The organism is Neobacillus ginsengisoli (genome assembly GCF_030813055.1).
Window position 1 is genome coordinate 104,619 of the sequence record NZ_JAUSTW010000009.1, and the last position, 15,762, is coordinate 120,380.

The window sequence follows — 15,762 nt, forward strand, 5'->3', positions numbered from 1 at the left end:
AATATTAGGAGGAATTTCTAATGAGTAAATTGGAATTTTTAGAAATAAATCGAAATTTTAAAAGCTATTATCGAACACTTCGCGATGTGAATTATTATCTCATAAATGATACTGAATTGGATAAAGAACAAATACAAGCCACTACTCAGGTATTAACGAAATTAATTTATGGATTTATTCGAACTAACGGCACACTGTTCAGAGATATGACCAGCGAACAATATAATAAAGAATATCATATGTTTTATGATGATTTTTTTAGTATTATCGAAAATAGTGGTGTAAATAATGTAGATTTTGATAATTTCACAACGCTACTTGATGAGATTATTGGAGTCGCAAATTCAAGAACAGATACCTTGCGAAGGATCAAAAAATCCATGCAGGAAGATGAAGCGGATGATGAGGAGGATGAAGGTCTTGAAATTAAAATAAGTAGTGAAAAGGAGGACGATGATGAAGAAAAAGATGCAGCTGATGAAGTTAGTGTGGTAACTGGTGGTGCAAACGTAGTCCATGATCCTAAGGATGTTGGTGTTACTGCTGAACGAGCGGTAAATGATAAAATTAAAGTTGGAAGCAATAAAAGTGCAAATGTAATTGAAAAAGTTGGAATTGTTAGTAATGAAGTTAAAACTTTTGATGTAGAAGAACTGGATGAAGAAATAAATACATTCGAAAGTGAAGATGTTTTCCACTATAGACCAAAAAGGAAAAGATATAGATAAATTATCAAAGAAAAGACCATTGGTCTTTTTTTTTATATAAAAAATCGCCTTTAGGGCGATTTTATCTAAATTTTATAATTTTAAATCGACATATCTCCAATTGCAAATGAGCAATATTCAAACTGGGTAATCTAGTATTTTTTGTCGCTTTTTGAATTATTCCCATAAAAGAAACACCCGCTTTTTACAAAATGTAAATAGCGAGTGTTCATTACGTTAAAGATTAAAGTATTTTATTTAACGAGTCTGTTAGGGTTTGAACGATAAAGTCCAAATCTTCCTGCTCAATGTTCAGAGGCGGTGATAAGATTAACACATTATTAAAGCCAGCTACCGTGGTTCCATTTCTACCAATTATTAAACCCTTCTGTTTGCAATTGGCAATCACCTGAGTAACGAGTTTATTATCCAAAGGTTCCTTCGTCTTTTTATCCTTAACCAACTCAATACCGATCAGAAGCCCTTTCCCACGGACATCCCCCACATACGGGTGGTCCTGTAACAGATTCGTTAAATCATTTAAAGTCTGTGCACCTAAATCATGAGAGCGGTCAAATAATTTTTCCGTTTCCATAATTTCAAGATTTTTTAAGGCCAAAGCACAAGCAGCCGGGCTTCCGCCAAATGTATTCACATGACGGAAAAAATCATATTCTTCGGATCCTTTGAACGCTTCGTAAATTTCTTTTCTTACAGCTGTTGCCGAAAGTGGCAGATAGGCGCTGGTTATTCCCTTTGCCATCGTAATGATGTCCGGCTTCACCCCATAGTTCATAAAGCCAAATGGCTTACCGGTGCGGCCAAAACCGCAAATGACTTCGTCAACGATTAAAAGTGCTCCGTGTTTTTCACAGACTTCTTTTACCGCTTGCAAATAACCCTCCGGTGGTACAAGGACTCCACCGCCTGTAATGATTGGTTCCATAATCATAGCAGCAATTGTTTCACTTAGTTCCCAGGTCATCGTGCGATCAATTTCTTTTACTGAAGATAATTCCTTCGGGTCGGCAACATTGCAATCATCCCTGTAGGAATCCGGCGGCGAAACGTGAATGAACCCAGGTGCAAGTGGCTCATACTTGTATTTCCTTTGTGCCTGCCCAGTTGCCGCTAGGGCTCCCATCGAATTACCGTGATAGGCCCTGTAGCGAGAAACGATTTTGTAGCGGCTATGCTCGCCTTTTTGTTGATGGTATTGGCGAACGATTTTAAAGGCTGTTTCGTTTGCCTCGGAACCGCTATTAGAGAAAAAGATGACATATTCATCGCCAAGCATTTCATTGAGCTTTTCAGCTAATTTAATCGCGGGTACATGGCTTTGTGAAAGTGGAAAATAAGCCATTTCCTTCAACTGTTCGTATGCTGCTTCTGCAAGCTCTGTTCTCCCGTGGCCTACATTGACACAAAATAAGCCTGCCATTGCATCTAAATAACGATTCCCATCCGCATCAGTTACCCACGAACCATCCGCTTTCGTTGCAACGATAGTGGCCTTGGGATTATAAGGCTTCATAGAATGCCAAAGATACTTTTCATCCTGTTCAAGTAACGTTTCTTGGGATTTACTTGTTTGAACCATTCCTATTTCCCCCTGTTCCTTTTTCTTTATATGAATAGACCCCCAGTTAATTTGCATTCTGCAATTTCTCTTTAGAATCTTGAAGTGATCATTTTTTTACGAGTGTAGAAGTTTAATCCGTCTTTGCCATTTACATGGAGATCACCGTAGAAAGAATCCTTCCAGCCGGAGAATGGGAAGAAGGCCATTGTTGCCGGTACCCCTACATTTATTCCCAACATACCTGCATCTGCTTCTTCACGGAATTGACGGACAGCTTTAGCGCTGTTTGTATAGATGGTTGCCCCGTTTCCGAATCGTGATTTCCGAATATATTCCAAGCCTTCATCTAAATCTTTTGCACGCAGCAAGCTTAATACAGGTGCAAAGATTTCTTCTTTCGCAATCGTCATGTCGGTAGTAACATGATCAAAAATGGTTGGTCCTAAGAAATTCCCATCAGGAAGTTCATCCATTTCTCTACGTCCATCCCTAATCAGGTCCGCACCTTCTTCCAGTCCCTTTTCAATATAGCCAAGAGCTTTATCGCGATGTTCTTTGCGGATTACCGGTGTTAATAACACTTCATCATCCATTCCATTTCCAATGGTTAATTCATCCGCACTCTTCTTAAGGGCGGCGATAAATGGAGCATTATCACCAACAACGACAACAGCACTGCATGCCATACAACGCTGCCCAGCACTTCCAAACGTTGAACTCATAATATTTTGGACTGCTTTTTCCAAATCGGCATCAGGCATGACAATATGATGATTTTTCGCACCGGAAAGGGCTTGAACTCTCTTGCCTTCGGCTGCGGCACGCTCGTACACATACTTTGCAACCGGCTGGGAGCCAACAAAAGAGATTGCTGCAATGTCCTTGTGTTCGAGCAAGCCATTGACAACATCGTGTGCACCGTGAACCACATTTAATATCCCGGCCGGAGCTCCTGCTTCACGGAATAACTCTGCTAGTCTATTCGCTAAAATAGGTGTACGCTCAGAAGGTTTTAAAATGAAAGTGTTTCCGCAAGCAATGGCCATTGGGAACATCCAAAGCGGAACCATCATTGGAAAATTAAATGGTGTAATCCCGCCGACAACCCCCAAAGGAAAACGGAACATTTCGGAATCAATCTCTTCGGCAATTCCGGATAGGGTTTCACCCATCATTAATGTCGGAGCCCCCGCAGCAAATTCAACACACTCTATTCCCCTTTGAACTTCTCCATAGGCTTCTTTGTAAGCCTTTCCATTTTCTAAAACTATTAGTCTGGCAAGTTCCTCATGGTTTTCTGTCAACAAATGGTGAAACTTAAACAGGACTCTTGCGCGTTTAGGCACAGGAACATTTTTCCAAGTTTTAAATGCTTCTTTTGCAGCTGCAACGGCTAGATCGACATCTTCTTTAGTTGAGACCGGCACTTTTGTCAAAAGTTCATTGGTTGCCGGATTTGGGACGTCCAATGTTTGATCACTATTTGAATTAACCCACTCACCGTTAATAAAATTTTTTAAAATGGCAGTATCATTTTTTGTTACACTCATGTTTTAGCCTCCTTATTTTTTTAAAAATTAATTTGGAATAAATAGCTTATAAAAACTTTATAATGTAATTATCTCGTAATTTGAAAATTCTTTCATTAGACAGAATGTAAAATGAGTTCCTTCGTTTCTTCGACATAGTGAACACTTCTTCAACTTTTTGTCTATTTCCTTTGCTAAAAGCATAAATCAGCGTGTTTTAAATTCCTTCTTTTGGGAAAATGGAGTTGCATAATCATTTACAAGCAGCATAAATTCAATGGCAACCCGTTTTTCATGCTCCATAAAATCATTTCCAAGAAGGCTTTCCAGTTTTTGAATACGATGATAGAGTGTCTGCCTAACGATGAAGAGCTTACTGGATGTTTCCTGCTTTGAACCATTGCACTCTAAATAGGTTTTTAACGTTTCAAGTAGCTTGCCATTATATTTTTCGTCATATTGGACAACAGGCTGCAGGTACTCCATGGCAAGCTCTTGTAAATCCATATGCTTGCTCATTTTGGAAATCAGACGATACAAATGTAAATCTTCATAAAAATAATAGATTTCTTTCTTTGTCATTTTGTGTTGAATTCGAACGGTTTCCTTAGCAGAATAATAGCTTTTATGTACATCACTAAGCGTATCAATAAACCTTCCCGCAGCAATAAACATTTTTGCCGAGCTTTGATTTTTGATAAAATCAGAGTCTTTAATTGATTCAATCGCTTTTTTAATTCGTTCTTTCAAATTTGTTTTCGTTCGATTGTTCAGTAGAATAAAAATTATTTCGTTTCTTTTTTCCACCGCAAAAACAGAAAAACCGTTTTGTTCAAAAACAGAACGAAATAATAATTTTAGGTATGTAACATCAGATTTTCCTTTTATAGCAAAAAACTTTGTGATTAAAACTACTGCATCATTCGTCCTGGCTTTGATACCGTTCTCAAGCAAATAATCGTTAATGCTCTCGAGCGGATGTTCACCCTCAAGCCACCCTTGCAACCACTCAAACTCTTCTACTCTCTTCTTTTCCTCGACATATAAGTCTCTTAATAAGTGCTGAGCCAAAGCGGTTGACGTACGATCCAAAATTAATAAATCAAATTCACCGATGGGAATTTCCTTCGAAAAAATGACTAAATCTGCGTATTCCTGACCGAAAAGGTAAATTGGGGCAAACGCAAAATGATCACTGTTTTGCTTGTTTGCCCTCTCTAGTAGCTGAATAATCCCGTTTTGTTCAATTGGTTTAATTTCAGGAACAAACTCATATTCCCTGTCTTTTATTCGGAAAATGATTTGGATATCTAACGTTGCAAAGATAAATTGAAGAATATCTTCATACGATTCAATTGTCAAAAGCCGTTTATTGAGGTTTTGTGAATAGTTTTCTAAATCGGAAATCATTTGATATTGCTGATTGATAATACAGGAATGAATATCTTGGGTGATTTCCACAAACAGAACCTCCTGCTGAAACACAATTACAGGGAATTGATACTGATTGGCAATTTCGATAACTTCAGCCGGAATCTCCGACAAATAAGTCCCCATCTCAATACAAAGCCCTGAAGCATTAAATTCAATTAACTGTTTAACCATGGAGACAAATAGTTCGATATTTTCCTTCCACGCTACCCCTGTGGATAAAATAAGTTCATCTCCATTCAGGAGATTTCGAATACTTGTTACTTCCACAACATGGACCCATTTTACGATCCGGTGGATGCCTTCCTCCCCAGCAATCAAAATAGCATTTTCAAAGTGCTTCCGCCCCAAAATATCTGCAACCGTAAGTTGTAAATGTTCCTTCATCCTTTAAATCTCCTTGAAGTTATTTATTTGGGAATGAACAAAAAAGGATTGGCAACGATTAACCAACCCCTTTCCTTAAGACCAATAGTAAATTAATGAATGATTGGGAAGTATTCTTTGATTGCATTTAGCATCGATACAAACTCCTCTTTATCAATAAAATCATCTACCCCCCAATTTTCCAGAATCCATACCACTAATTCTGCCGGTGTATTGAAAACCTCACCGCTTGAGTCAGACTTGCGAATCATGTAACGGCCATTATCCTCATCAATGGTCACAACGCATGGGTATGCATTGTCCTTGGATTTTAAGAAGAATTCCATCTACTTCCCCCATTTTCAAAATCTTTTTTTCTCCATTACTTCGTCCCTTGATTCTGTTGAATAAGGAGACTTGAAAAATATTTCCTTGCATTCGGATTTTTTATAAGAATTGTTTCAGTAATATTTCCATTCGGAGATAAAAAACCGACGCTATCCCCATTTAATTGTTCCTTAACTCCGTTAATGCGATATCCCTTTTGAATGAAAAAATCGATTTTGTCTCTTTCATCTAAAAATTGTTGATACTCTGACATCTTATCCCCCCTATTCAAAATGGTGAAAAACGCATTCTTTAATCATTTATTAAATTCGATAAAGACCGTGTTGTTTCCTCTGAATTTTCAAATAACTTATTAATAAAAAGGGCAATTGCTCAATGAAACGAGCAATTGCGGAATGCTTTCATTTAACAAGAGGATGAAGCAAGTTGTTTTACGTTAGATTGATAATGTTTCATTTTGAGTTACCGGCGTATTTACACTGTATTTTGCCCTTTTCAAATATTGGCCTGAACCCGGTTTGCCGACGAACTGCTTTTCACGGACAACAAATTCCCCGCGGGATAAAACAGAAACAGGCTCACCGGTGACCTTCATTCCTTCAAACGCATTGTAATCAACTGCCATATGGTGAGTTTCTGCAGAAATTACCCGTTCTGCATTTGGATCAAAGATTACAATATCAGCATCCGATCCAACGGCAATCGTCCCTTTTTGCGGGAATAAACCAAACAATTTCGAAGCGCGTGTAGAAGTAATATCGACAAACTGATTTAAACTAATCCGCCCCTTCTTTACACCTTCAGAGAACAGAATCGATAGTCGGTCTTCAATAATCGGCCCGCCATTTGGAATTTTCGTAAAATCATCGCGTCCTAAATCCTTTTGTCCTTTAAAATCGAAAGAACATTGATCGGATCCAATAGTTTGGAGCTGGCCGCTTTTCAACGCATTCCAAAGGACATCTTGATTCCATTTTTCTCTCAACGGAGGGGACCAAACATACTTGGCACCTTCAAAATTCGGTTTTTCCAAATAGCTTTGATCAAGGACCAAATATTGCGGACATGTTTCTCCCCAAACATCAAAGCCTTTACTGCGAGCTTGGGCAATTTTTTCTACCGCATCTGCACAGGATACGTGAACCACGTATAATTGAGAATTTGCAAGACCCGTCAGACTGGCAGCACGACCTGTGGCTTCACCCTCTAATTCAGGCGGTCTTGTCAAAGCATGGTAAATCGGCTCTGTTTTGCCTTCTTCAATGGCTTTTTTCGTTAAATAATCGATTACATCACCATTCTCCGCATGCACCATAACAAGTGCTCCATGTTCTTTTGCCGATACAAGCGTTTTGAATAATGTTTCATCATCCGCTTGGAAGACATTTTTGTAGGCCATAAATACTTTAAAGGAAGTAATTCCTTCTTCATTAATAACCTCTGGAAGTTCATTTAGTACATCCTCGTTGATTTCCGAAATCATTAAGTGGAAACCATAGTCAATCACCGATTTTTCCTTTGATTTGTCATGCCAGATTTGGATGGCATTTTTTAATGGCTCCCCTTTATTGGTTAAACAAAAGTCAATGACCGTTGTTGTTCCGCCAAAAGCCGCTCCTATGGTTCCTGATTCAAAATCATCCTTAGTTACCGTTCCGCCAAATGGCATATCTAAGTGAGTGTGGGGATCAATTCCTCCGGGTAGAACAAGACAGCCTTTTGCATCGATTACCTCAGCACCAATTGCTGATAAGTTCGTTCCTATTTGAGTAACTTTTCCATCTTCAATTAATAGTTCGGCCTGAAAAGTATCTGCAGCCGTTACAATCGTACCGTTCTTAATTAGCTTCTTCATCGTTTATACCCTCCTCAAACTATCCTTTTATATCGACTTTACATTCTGCTTTCAATTTCAGTGCAGCTTGGCGTTGATTCCAGGTCATCGGCGGCAGCTCGCTCGGCACTTCAATCATATCGATAGCCCCGTCAACCGGACAAACGATCGAACACAAGTTACAGCCGACGCAATCTTCTTCACGAACCTTCAAATAGCTCTTTCCGTTTGCATCTGTGAGCATGTCAATACATTGATGGGAGGTATCTTCACAGGCAATGTGGCACTTATTACAATTAATACAAACATCAGTATTGATTTTGGCAACAATATTGTAGTTAAGGTCCAAATTACCCCAATCAGAGTATCTGGAGACAGACTTCCCAATAATATCTGAAACAGAAGCAATACCCTTACTATCTAAATAATGGCTAAGTCCTTCAATCATGTCTTCGACAATGCGGAAACCGTGATGCATCGCAGCCGTACAGACCTGAACACCGGTTGCACCCATTAGTAAAAACTCCACCGCATCCTGCCAATTGGAAATGCCGCCAATTCCTGAGATTGGAACGTTAATTCTTGAGTTCCTTGCACATTCAGCCACCATATTTAAGGCAATCGGTTTAACTGCAGGACCGCAATACCCGCCATGTGCCCCTTTTCCCGCAACATGTGGAATTGTATTCCAGGTATCAAGGTCAACTCCTGCCAAACTATTGATTGTATTGATCATACTAACGGCATCTGCACCGCCATTGACGGCTGCTTCAGCAGTAGCTGTAATATCGGTAATATTTGGTGTTAATTTGACAATGACAGGTGTTTTAGCAACTTCTTTCACCCAGAACGTTTGCCGTTCTACAAGCGCGGGTACCTGACCGGAGGCTGCTCCCATTCCCCGCTCAGCCATTCCATGCGGACAGCCGAAATTTAATTCAAGTCCGTCAACGCCGACATCTTCGACCCGTTTAACAATTTCATGCCATTTTTCTTGCTTCGGTTCAACCATCAACGAGGCGATAATCGCATGGTTTGGAAAACGCTTTTTCGTTTCATAGATTTCTTTTAAATTAACATCTAATGGCCGGTCGGTGATGAGTTCAATATTATTGAAACCGGCTACTCTTTGTCCGTTAAAGCTTACCGCAGCAAACCTTGAGGAAACATTCAAAATTGGATCCCCCAACGTTTTCCAAACCGCTCCGCCCCAGCCTGCTTCAAACGCTCTTTGCACCTGATAGCCTGAATTGGTAGGAGGTGCTGAGGCAAGCCAAAACGGATTAGGAGATTTAATACCTGCAAGATTAATACTTAAATCAGCCATCTCTTTTTCTCCCCTTTGTTATCAAATAAGAAGATTAATAGGTTGCCGGCGAATAGCATCAAACTGTCCCCACCGCACTGTATTGCATATGAATGGCATAAGCAGCTTTTTTTCCATGTTTTGCTGCCGTTACCACCATGGCATCCCCTTTTCCTTTGCCGAAAACAACGTCTCCACATGCAAAGATTTTAGGGTTTGACGTTTGGAATGTTTCTTGATTCACCTGAACGACACCGTATTCATGTTTGAGGCCTAATGACTCGATTAAATTTAAATGTTTTGTTTGTCCGATTGCTTTTACAACAGCATCTACGGGAATAACGTACTCGGATCCTTCAATTGGTACCGGGCTCCTGCGTCCATCTTTTTCAGGTTCACCGAGTTTCATCTTGATGCACTCAATACCGGTAACCTTACCTGATGAATCGCCGATAATTCTTTTTGGTGCTGTTAAAAAGCGGAATTCGACGCCATCCTGCTTAGCAAATTCATATTCAAAGTCATAGGCTGTCATTTCCTCTTCCGTTCTTCGATACAAGATTTTTACATTCTCAGCTCCTAAGCGAACCGAACAGGTAGCTCCGTCAATTGCCGTATTTCCGGCACCAATCACAACAACTTGCTTTCCAACAAAGTCCTCTGATAGCTGACCGCTTTTTGTTGCTTTTACAAATTCGATCGCATCATGGACACCATCTAAGTCTTCACCTTCAACACCGAGGTTCGGAACATGGGCCATCCCGGCAGCTAAGACGATATGATCAAAATTTTCCAGTAAGAATTCAGGTGAAACATCTTTTCCGACCGACGTGCTTGTCTTAATCTTTACATCCAATTTTTCAACTTGTTCTACTTCCCAAAAGGAAATAGCCTGCGGCAATCGGAAGGAAACGATACCGAAAGTGTTTAATCCGCCGCACTTTTCCGCTGCTTCGAAAATTGTAACCTCATAACCTAATCTTGCAAGCTCCCTTGCAGCAGATAATCCTGCAGGACCGCCGCCAATGACGGCAACTGTCCGCCCATTGGAGTTACCGGGCTGAAACAAAGTTTGCTCATTTTTTATCGCCCAATCCGTCGCATACCGTTGCAGGTTACCAATCATAATCGGCTTTGTTGAATGATTTAACACACATGCGCCCTCACAAAGCTCTTCTGTTGGACATACCCTGGAACAGCTTGCACCAACTGGATTTGAAGACATAATCGTTTTGGCCGAACCAAGCAAATTTCCTGAGGCAATTTTTTTAATGAATGTCGGGATATCAATTCCTGTTGGACAGGCTTTGATACAAGGGGCGTCATAACAATAAAGGCATCGATTAGATTCTTCAACTGCTTCCCGATTGGTTAAACCCTGTTCCACCTCTTGAAAGTTCTTTTCAAGATTGGATAAGGAAATACGCTGCATTTTTTCATTTGCCAAAAAGAAACCCTCCTTAATTGAATGATATAGAGGTTACAAACTCTGAAATTTTTTACCTAAAAAAGGTATTATCAGAAATGAAAGCGCTTTACTAAAAAGTGATGACGAAAAAACTCTCTTCTTGAGTAGGTACCAATCCTCCTTTAGAGCGGTTATGTATTTTACAGAAAATTCTGCATCTATTCTAAATTTTACAGGCTATACAAGGGCATTACATTATACAACCTGTAAAATGCTGCAAGCATTTGATTATCCAGTATGTAAAATTGATTTGTTTCCCTAACAAAGAAATAAAGTAGTAATCGTGGACTAAAAATTTTTTTTTACTAGTCGGAAGGTAAAAAGCCGGTACAACAAGAGCGGTGAGGAAAAGCTTTCTTGTACAATTATCTGAATCCTTTTTCAATTTATCACAATTATACAATTAAATTTGTAAAATTATATCGAATTGTTAATTTTTCTTACATACTTTTTAAAATCTTAATCAATATCTTTAATTATCAATGCTTCTGCATGAAGAATGCTGATATATCAACATGTAAGAAATGAATCAGGATCAAAAATTTCTCGACGCATTTCGACAAATACTAAAAATAAAACAGCATACCTTGATCAGGTACACTGTTTGAAAAGAATTTCTGTAATAAAATAAGATTTAGAATACTATCTATTATAATACTTGGACAATTCAATAATCATAGCTCCCATTCTTTCATTTTCAGGAGCCAGTACTCTTTCAACTCCGGCTTCAATTAGAGCTTCTGCCGTCACTTTGCCGACAGCTACTGCTAAAACTTTTTCCTTAAAAACTTGGACAATATCGGATATATTGCCTTGTTCCCCGGCAAAATCAAAAAGGGAACGAACTTGCGTAGCGGTAGTAAAACAGACAGCATCACATTCGTTCGAAAGAAGTTCTTCAGTTAATTTACAAACCGTTTCAGTATCAGGAGCAATATGTTGATATGGGAGAATCTTTTGTACAGTTGCGCCTTGGTCCTCAAGGTATTTAGTCAATAATGGAGCTGACTCGCCATGAAGCTGAATCATTATTTTTTTTCCGCTAAAGTCAACATTTTCAAGGGAACGCATTAACCCTTTTGTAGTACCATCCTCATCTACTGCAACAGGATTTATCGCTAATTTCCTAAGTGCCGCAAGGGATTTATAACCTCTTGATGCTACTTTAGCTTGACGAATCACTTCTAAAAACCGGTCTTCAATTCCCAATTTCGCAGCCACATTTACCAGTGTTTCAATCCCAACCCCGGTAGTAAAAATGACCCAATCTGCGCCCTCTTTAACAAATTTCACTAACTCAGGTTCAACTTCCTTATCGGCTAAAAATACCGTTCCTTGAAGGGAACGAACAAGCGGTACACCGCCTTGTTTTTCTATTATCGTGCTTATTTCTTCAATTTTTCGTGAACCGCCAATCACAATTCGTTTCCCTGCCAACCCTTTTTCCATAGCAATACCTCTCTGACAATTATGTTTTTTTACTATCCTATTATCTAATCTTTGGAGATAAAAGATCATTAACAATTTCAAGCGACAAAATAAATATCGCAAAATTACATCTAGGTGAATATACATAAAATAGGAGTTAAATATGCAGCCTCCAGTTTAATCTTCATGGAATGAATTCACTTTCCTTGGACATACTGATTATGTCATCTTTTGTTAGGTTATGTAATTTATGACAAGGAGGAACAAATATGACATATGAGAATCAATTTAGTAACTTTATAAATGAACTTTCAATTCAAACAAAAATGGAAAATGTCTGGAGTAATACGTGCGGAACATGGCAGAATTGTAATGAGACAAACATTCAATCATTTTTAGCACAATGCCTGGATTATAATATCGATCCACAATTTTGCATGAGCTGGGTTGAAAAGCATCAGGACCAAATTCCAAACTGGCCTGCCGTATCTGATTCATCTCTTGGATGGGTTAATCAACATACCTCAACAGGTTCGGCGATTTCAATTACAGAAGAAGAGCTGAGTTAATCTCGGAGAGCCAATAGCTCTCCTTTTAAAATTTACAATAAGTACTTTTAGTGAATTAATCTAAAAAGCTGTTCTAACCCATCAAGGAGTCTTGGTGATGGCCGGCAATATAATTCCTCTTCAAGGATGAGAATCCGGCTTTCAGTTGGCAGGTTTAGCCTTTGATAGCCTGGTCGCTTGGTAATGATGCTTTTTTGAACTTTTTCCTTCCTTACTCCAACCCATGCAAGGCAAATAAAATCAGGCTTCCGATTCAACACATCTTCCCAATCTGTTTGAATACTCGCCAGTTCAATATCAGCAAAAACATTGACTCCTCCGGCTGCTTCAGATATTTCCGTCAGCCAGTTTATTTTGCCAGGCGTGAAAATCGGCTTAGGCCACCATTCCCAGTAAAGCCTGGGCTTCCTGCCACTATTTTCACTTTGTTGCTTTACTGCATTGAGCCGCAAACGAAATTCCTTTGACGCTTGCAATCCACGTTCCGCAACACCAAGAATTTCAGCTGTTTTGATCAAATCCTGCTCAATATCGGGAAGTGATTGCGGATTTAAGACGATATGCGGAATGCCTCGTTCTACTAAGGCTGCGACATTTTTTTCCATCCCCGGAACGCTTAATGAGGCCAGAACCATATCCGGTTTTAATTGCTCTACTAAATCCATATTGATCGATAAATCCGGACCTAACCTTGGCAGCCCGGAAATCGACGCCGGCCAATCCGAAAAATCATCAACCCCTACCAAAAGCCGGGTTAATCCTAAATATCCAATAATTTCGGTATTGCTAGGGCATAAAGAAATGACTCTCACGATCTCACCTATTTCAATTTGGATTTTTATACTTCCATCGCCTCAACAAGCTTAAACAAAAAACGATAAATTAGCTGAAATGCCTCATTTAATGACATTCCTTCGTTGAACCCGTCAACAAAATTCAGGTCAAAGTTCAAATTCCATAAACCATCCTCAGAGCTAAACATTAACTCGAAATTTCCGCTGTCTCCGGCTAAAACAGATTTAAGCTGTTCCTTTACCGCTTCACCATATTTCTTCTGCAGTCTCAAGCCTAACATCACATCATATGTCCCGAAAACATCATCAACTTCTAATGATACAGCCTCCACACCAATCAACTCAAACCAATTAGATTCTACGTAAATAAATTCATTCTGATGTTTTTTCAAATATGTAATAGGTTGATTTAAAAACGTAGCTGTTTCATTTGCAAGCAAATTTTCGGATTCCTTATCACAGCGCTCGATATATGCATCTGCAAAACGAAAGACGGGATCTTTTTCGGTTACAGCTTCTATATTATTTGGGAATAACCCATGTTTTACTGCGAACTCTCTTTCTTCTTTAAAAATTTCAACCTTCTCCCCTTGTTGACAAGCTTCTGAAATAAATTGTTGCAATTGTTTATGTAACATAGCAGAATTCCTCCTTTATATCAGTTCATTTTCACTGTTTTTAATAAGAATATCAAGTTTTCTTAACAAAATAAAACAGGAACCATCCAAATAGCGGATGGTTCCTTGCACCTTCTAATTTTCTGCTAACTTTGGTGTAACCTTATTACCTGCTTGTTTTTCCATTGGATCTTCAGCTTGTTTAGCACGTTTAATGAAGAAAGCAAGGATTAAAGCAACACAAGAAATTCCAACCGCCACTATGAATGAATCATTAATCCCTTCTAACATTGCCTTCATGGCAACTTGCTGCTTCATTTGAGCAATTACCGCAGGTGTTGGTTGACCTGTTAAATGCTTCATGGCAGATGCTGCTAAATCAGTCGCATGTGTTTTCGTGCGGTTCGACATAATCGTTACCAACAACGCTGAGCCAATTGCACCTGAAACCTGCTGTAGCGTATTATTCATTGCTGTTCCATGCGGATAATAGCGGGCTGGCAATTGATTTAATCCATTTGTCATAATAGGCATCATCACCATTGACATCCCAAACATCCGTGCAGAATATAAAATAATTAATTGTGTGTATGAGGTATCAAGTGTTAATTTACTGAAAAAATAAGTTGTAATCGTTGTAATTGTCAATCCAATAATCGCTAGTACACGGCCGCCAAACTTATCAAATAATTTACCCGTAATCGGGGACATGATTCCCATCAATAGAGAACCCGGCAACATCAATAATCCTGAATGGAGCGTTGAAATCCCGCGAATCGTTTGAACATAAATCGGTAATAACAGCATACCTGAAAATAAAGCCATAGATATAACAATTGAAATAGCTGATGATAAAGCAAACATCGGGTATTTATAGACCTTAAAATTAAGCATTGGCTTTTCAAGTTTAGATTGTCGAAGTATGAATAAAACCAATGAAATAGCCCCAACAACTATCGTAATGTATACTTGAGGGCTATCCCAGCCCTTGCTGCCTGCAGAACTAAATCCATATAACATACCGCCAAAGGCTACGCTTGATAATAAGAGTGAAAATAAATCAAGACGAAGATCAACTTTATCCTTCTTATCTTTAAGCAAGAAGACCCCAATTAATAAAACAATAATAGCGATCGGTGTCACTAAATGGAATAACATTCTCCAATCGTAATGTTCAAGAAGCCAGCCGGATAATGTCGGTCCAATTGCAGGTGCAAAAATAAACACCAATCCGAAAAGTCCCATCACGCCTCCGCGTTTTTCAACAGGGAAGCCTGTTAACATTACATTCATTAAGAGCGGCATCATGATTGCTGAACCTGATGCTTGGATCATCCTAGCCACTAATAATATAGAAAAGTGTGGTGCAAAACCTGCGAGAATCGTACCGACGGTAAATATACTAATCGCAGTTAAAAATAAACGTCGGACAGAATATTTTTGAATCAAAAATGCTGTGGATGGAATCATGACTCCATTTACCAGCATATAACCAGTTGCCAGCCATTGAACAGTCGATGCTGAAATATTCAAGTCCTTCATAATCGTTGGCAGGGCAACATTCAAAAGTGTTTCATTTAACATGGAAATAAAAGCCCCAATAAGCAGGATAGCGATAATCCCGTACGGCGGGCGATTAGTCTTTGAAATGGAATGGTCCATTGTATCTCCTCCTATAAACTCATAGTTCATTTTTTTATACTGATATTTCATACAGACAATATCATATACCGGCAGTTCACTTTTTGCAATCATAAAATAACCTGTTATTTACTGGATTTGT

14 protein-coding genes are annotated in these 15,762 nt (G+C 39.0%); 2 read left to right on the top strand and 12 right to left on the bottom strand.

Features of this window, described 5'->3' with window-relative positions; all coding sequences use genetic code 11:
• The first annotated feature begins 20 nt into the window (after nt 1-20).
• The gene (locus J2S10_RS22670; RefSeq protein ID WP_307412615.1) at nt 21-728 is read left to right on the top strand and encodes a hypothetical protein; all 708 of its coding nucleotides are present in this window, start codon (nt 21-23) and stop codon (nt 726-728) included.
• Between the two features lie 223 nt (nt 729-951).
• Here the strand turns inward: J2S10_RS22670 and J2S10_RS22675 are convergent, their stop codons facing one another.
• From J2S10_RS22675 to J2S10_RS22715, 9 genes are all read right to left on the bottom strand, one after another.
• Complete coding sequence (locus J2S10_RS22675) at nt 952-2,307, bottom strand: aspartate aminotransferase family protein (protein ID WP_307412617.1); 1,356 nt, start codon at nt 2,305-2,307, stop codon at nt 952-954.
• Between the two features lie 71 nt (nt 2,308-2,378).
• Nucleotides 2,379-3,839 carry a CoA-acylating methylmalonate-semialdehyde dehydrogenase gene (locus J2S10_RS22680; protein ID WP_307412619.1) on the bottom strand — a complete coding sequence of 487 codons (1,461 nt, stop codon included), beginning with the start codon at nt 3,837-3,839 and terminating at the stop codon, nt 2,379-2,381.
• Between the two features lie 186 nt (nt 3,840-4,025).
• Nucleotides 4,026-5,636, bottom strand: a complete 1,611-nt coding sequence (locus tag J2S10_RS22685; RefSeq protein WP_307412621.1) for a PucR family transcriptional regulator — start codon at nt 5,634-5,636, stop codon at nt 4,026-4,028.
• A 92-nt stretch (nt 5,637-5,728) separates the two neighbouring features.
• Complete coding sequence (locus J2S10_RS22690) at nt 5,729-5,962, bottom strand: hypothetical protein (RefSeq protein WP_307412623.1); 234 nt, start codon at nt 5,960-5,962, stop codon at nt 5,729-5,731.
• Between the two features lie 35 nt (nt 5,963-5,997).
• Entirely contained in the window at nt 5,998-6,216 is a 219-nt protein-coding gene (locus J2S10_RS22695; RefSeq protein ID WP_307412625.1) for a hypothetical protein, read from the bottom strand.
• 183 nt (nt 6,217-6,399) lie between these two features.
• Nucleotides 6,400-7,818, bottom strand: coding sequence for a dihydropyrimidinase (hydA, locus tag J2S10_RS22700; RefSeq protein ID WP_307412627.1), 1,419 nt, complete (start codon nt 7,816-7,818; stop codon nt 6,400-6,402).
• 19 nt (nt 7,819-7,837) lie between these two features.
• On the bottom strand, nt 7,838-9,124 hold the full coding sequence (preA, locus tag J2S10_RS22705) for an NAD-dependent dihydropyrimidine dehydrogenase subunit PreA (protein WP_307412629.1): 1,287 nt from the start codon (nt 9,122-9,124) through the stop codon (nt 7,838-7,840).
• Nucleotides 9,125-9,182: 58 nt separating this feature from the next.
• Entirely contained in the window at nt 9,183-10,535 is a 1,353-nt protein-coding gene (locus tag J2S10_RS22710; RefSeq protein ID WP_307412898.1) for an NAD(P)-dependent oxidoreductase, read from the bottom strand.
• 678 nt (nt 10,536-11,213) lie between these two features.
• Entirely contained in the window at nt 11,214-12,020 is an 807-nt protein-coding gene (locus tag J2S10_RS22715; RefSeq protein ID WP_307412631.1) for a uroporphyrinogen-III synthase, read from the bottom strand.
• Nucleotides 12,021-12,268: 248 nt separating this feature from the next.
• Between J2S10_RS22715 and J2S10_RS22720 the strand changes: the two genes are divergently transcribed.
• On the top strand, nt 12,269-12,568 hold the full coding sequence (locus tag J2S10_RS22720) for a hypothetical protein (protein ID WP_307412633.1): 300 nt from the start codon (nt 12,269-12,271) through the stop codon (nt 12,566-12,568).
• A 47-nt stretch (nt 12,569-12,615) separates the two neighbouring features.
• Here the strand turns inward: J2S10_RS22720 and J2S10_RS22725 are convergent, their stop codons facing one another.
• From J2S10_RS22725 to J2S10_RS22735, 3 genes are all read right to left on the bottom strand, one after another.
• Complete coding sequence (locus J2S10_RS22725) at nt 12,616-13,380, bottom strand: cobalamin-binding protein (protein WP_307412635.1); 765 nt, start codon at nt 13,378-13,380, stop codon at nt 12,616-12,618.
• A gap of 26 nt (nt 13,381-13,406) precedes the next feature.
• Entirely contained in the window at nt 13,407-14,000 is a 594-nt protein-coding gene (locus J2S10_RS22730; RefSeq protein ID WP_307412637.1) for a branched-chain amino acid aminotransferase, read from the bottom strand.
• Nucleotides 14,001-14,114: 114 nt separating this feature from the next.
• Entirely contained in the window at nt 14,115-15,641 is a 1,527-nt protein-coding gene (locus tag J2S10_RS22735; protein WP_307412639.1) for an MDR family MFS transporter, read from the bottom strand.
• Nucleotides 15,642-15,762: the final 121 nt, after the last annotated feature.

What these genes read in the sequence shown, in the direction of transcription:
- J2S10_RS22670 (WP_307412615.1), top strand. Translation starts at nt 21, where the DNA reads ATGAGTAAATTGGAATTTTTAGAAATAAATCGAAATTTTAAAAGCTAT.
- J2S10_RS22675 (WP_307412617.1), bottom strand. Translation starts at nt 2,307, where the DNA reads ATGGTTCAAACAAGTAAATCCCAAGAAACGTTACTTGAACAGGATGAA.
- J2S10_RS22680 (WP_307412619.1), bottom strand. Translation starts at nt 3,839, where the DNA reads ATGAGTGTAACAAAAAATGATACTGCCATTTTAAAAAATTTTATTAAC.
- J2S10_RS22685 (WP_307412621.1), bottom strand. Translation starts at nt 5,636, where the DNA reads ATGAAGGAACATTTACAACTTACGGTTGCAGATATTTTGGGGCGGAAG.
- J2S10_RS22690 (WP_307412623.1), bottom strand. Translation starts at nt 5,962, where the DNA reads ATGGAATTCTTCTTAAAATCCAAGGACAATGCATACCCATGCGTTGTG.
- J2S10_RS22695 (WP_307412625.1), bottom strand. Translation starts at nt 6,216, where the DNA reads ATGTCAGAGTATCAACAATTTTTAGATGAAAGAGACAAAATCGATTTT.
- hydA (WP_307412627.1), bottom strand. Translation starts at nt 7,818, where the DNA reads ATGAAGAAGCTAATTAAGAACGGTACGATTGTAACGGCTGCAGATACT.
- preA (WP_307412629.1), bottom strand. Translation starts at nt 9,124, where the DNA reads ATGGCTGATTTAAGTATTAATCTTGCAGGTATTAAATCTCCTAATCCG.
- J2S10_RS22710 (WP_307412898.1), bottom strand. Translation starts at nt 10,535, where the DNA reads ATGCAGCGTATTTCCTTATCCAATCTTGAAAAGAACTTTCAAGAGGTG.
- J2S10_RS22715 (WP_307412631.1), bottom strand. Translation starts at nt 12,020, where the DNA reads ATGGAAAAAGGGTTGGCAGGGAAACGAATTGTGATTGGCGGTTCACGA.
- J2S10_RS22720 (WP_307412633.1), top strand. Translation starts at nt 12,269, where the DNA reads ATGACATATGAGAATCAATTTAGTAACTTTATAAATGAACTTTCAATT.
- J2S10_RS22730 (WP_307412637.1), bottom strand. Translation starts at nt 14,000, where the DNA reads ATGTTACATAAACAATTGCAACAATTTATTTCAGAAGCTTGTCAACAA.
- J2S10_RS22735 (WP_307412639.1), bottom strand. Translation starts at nt 15,641, where the DNA reads ATGGACCATTCCATTTCAAAGACTAATCGCCCGCCGTACGGGATTATC.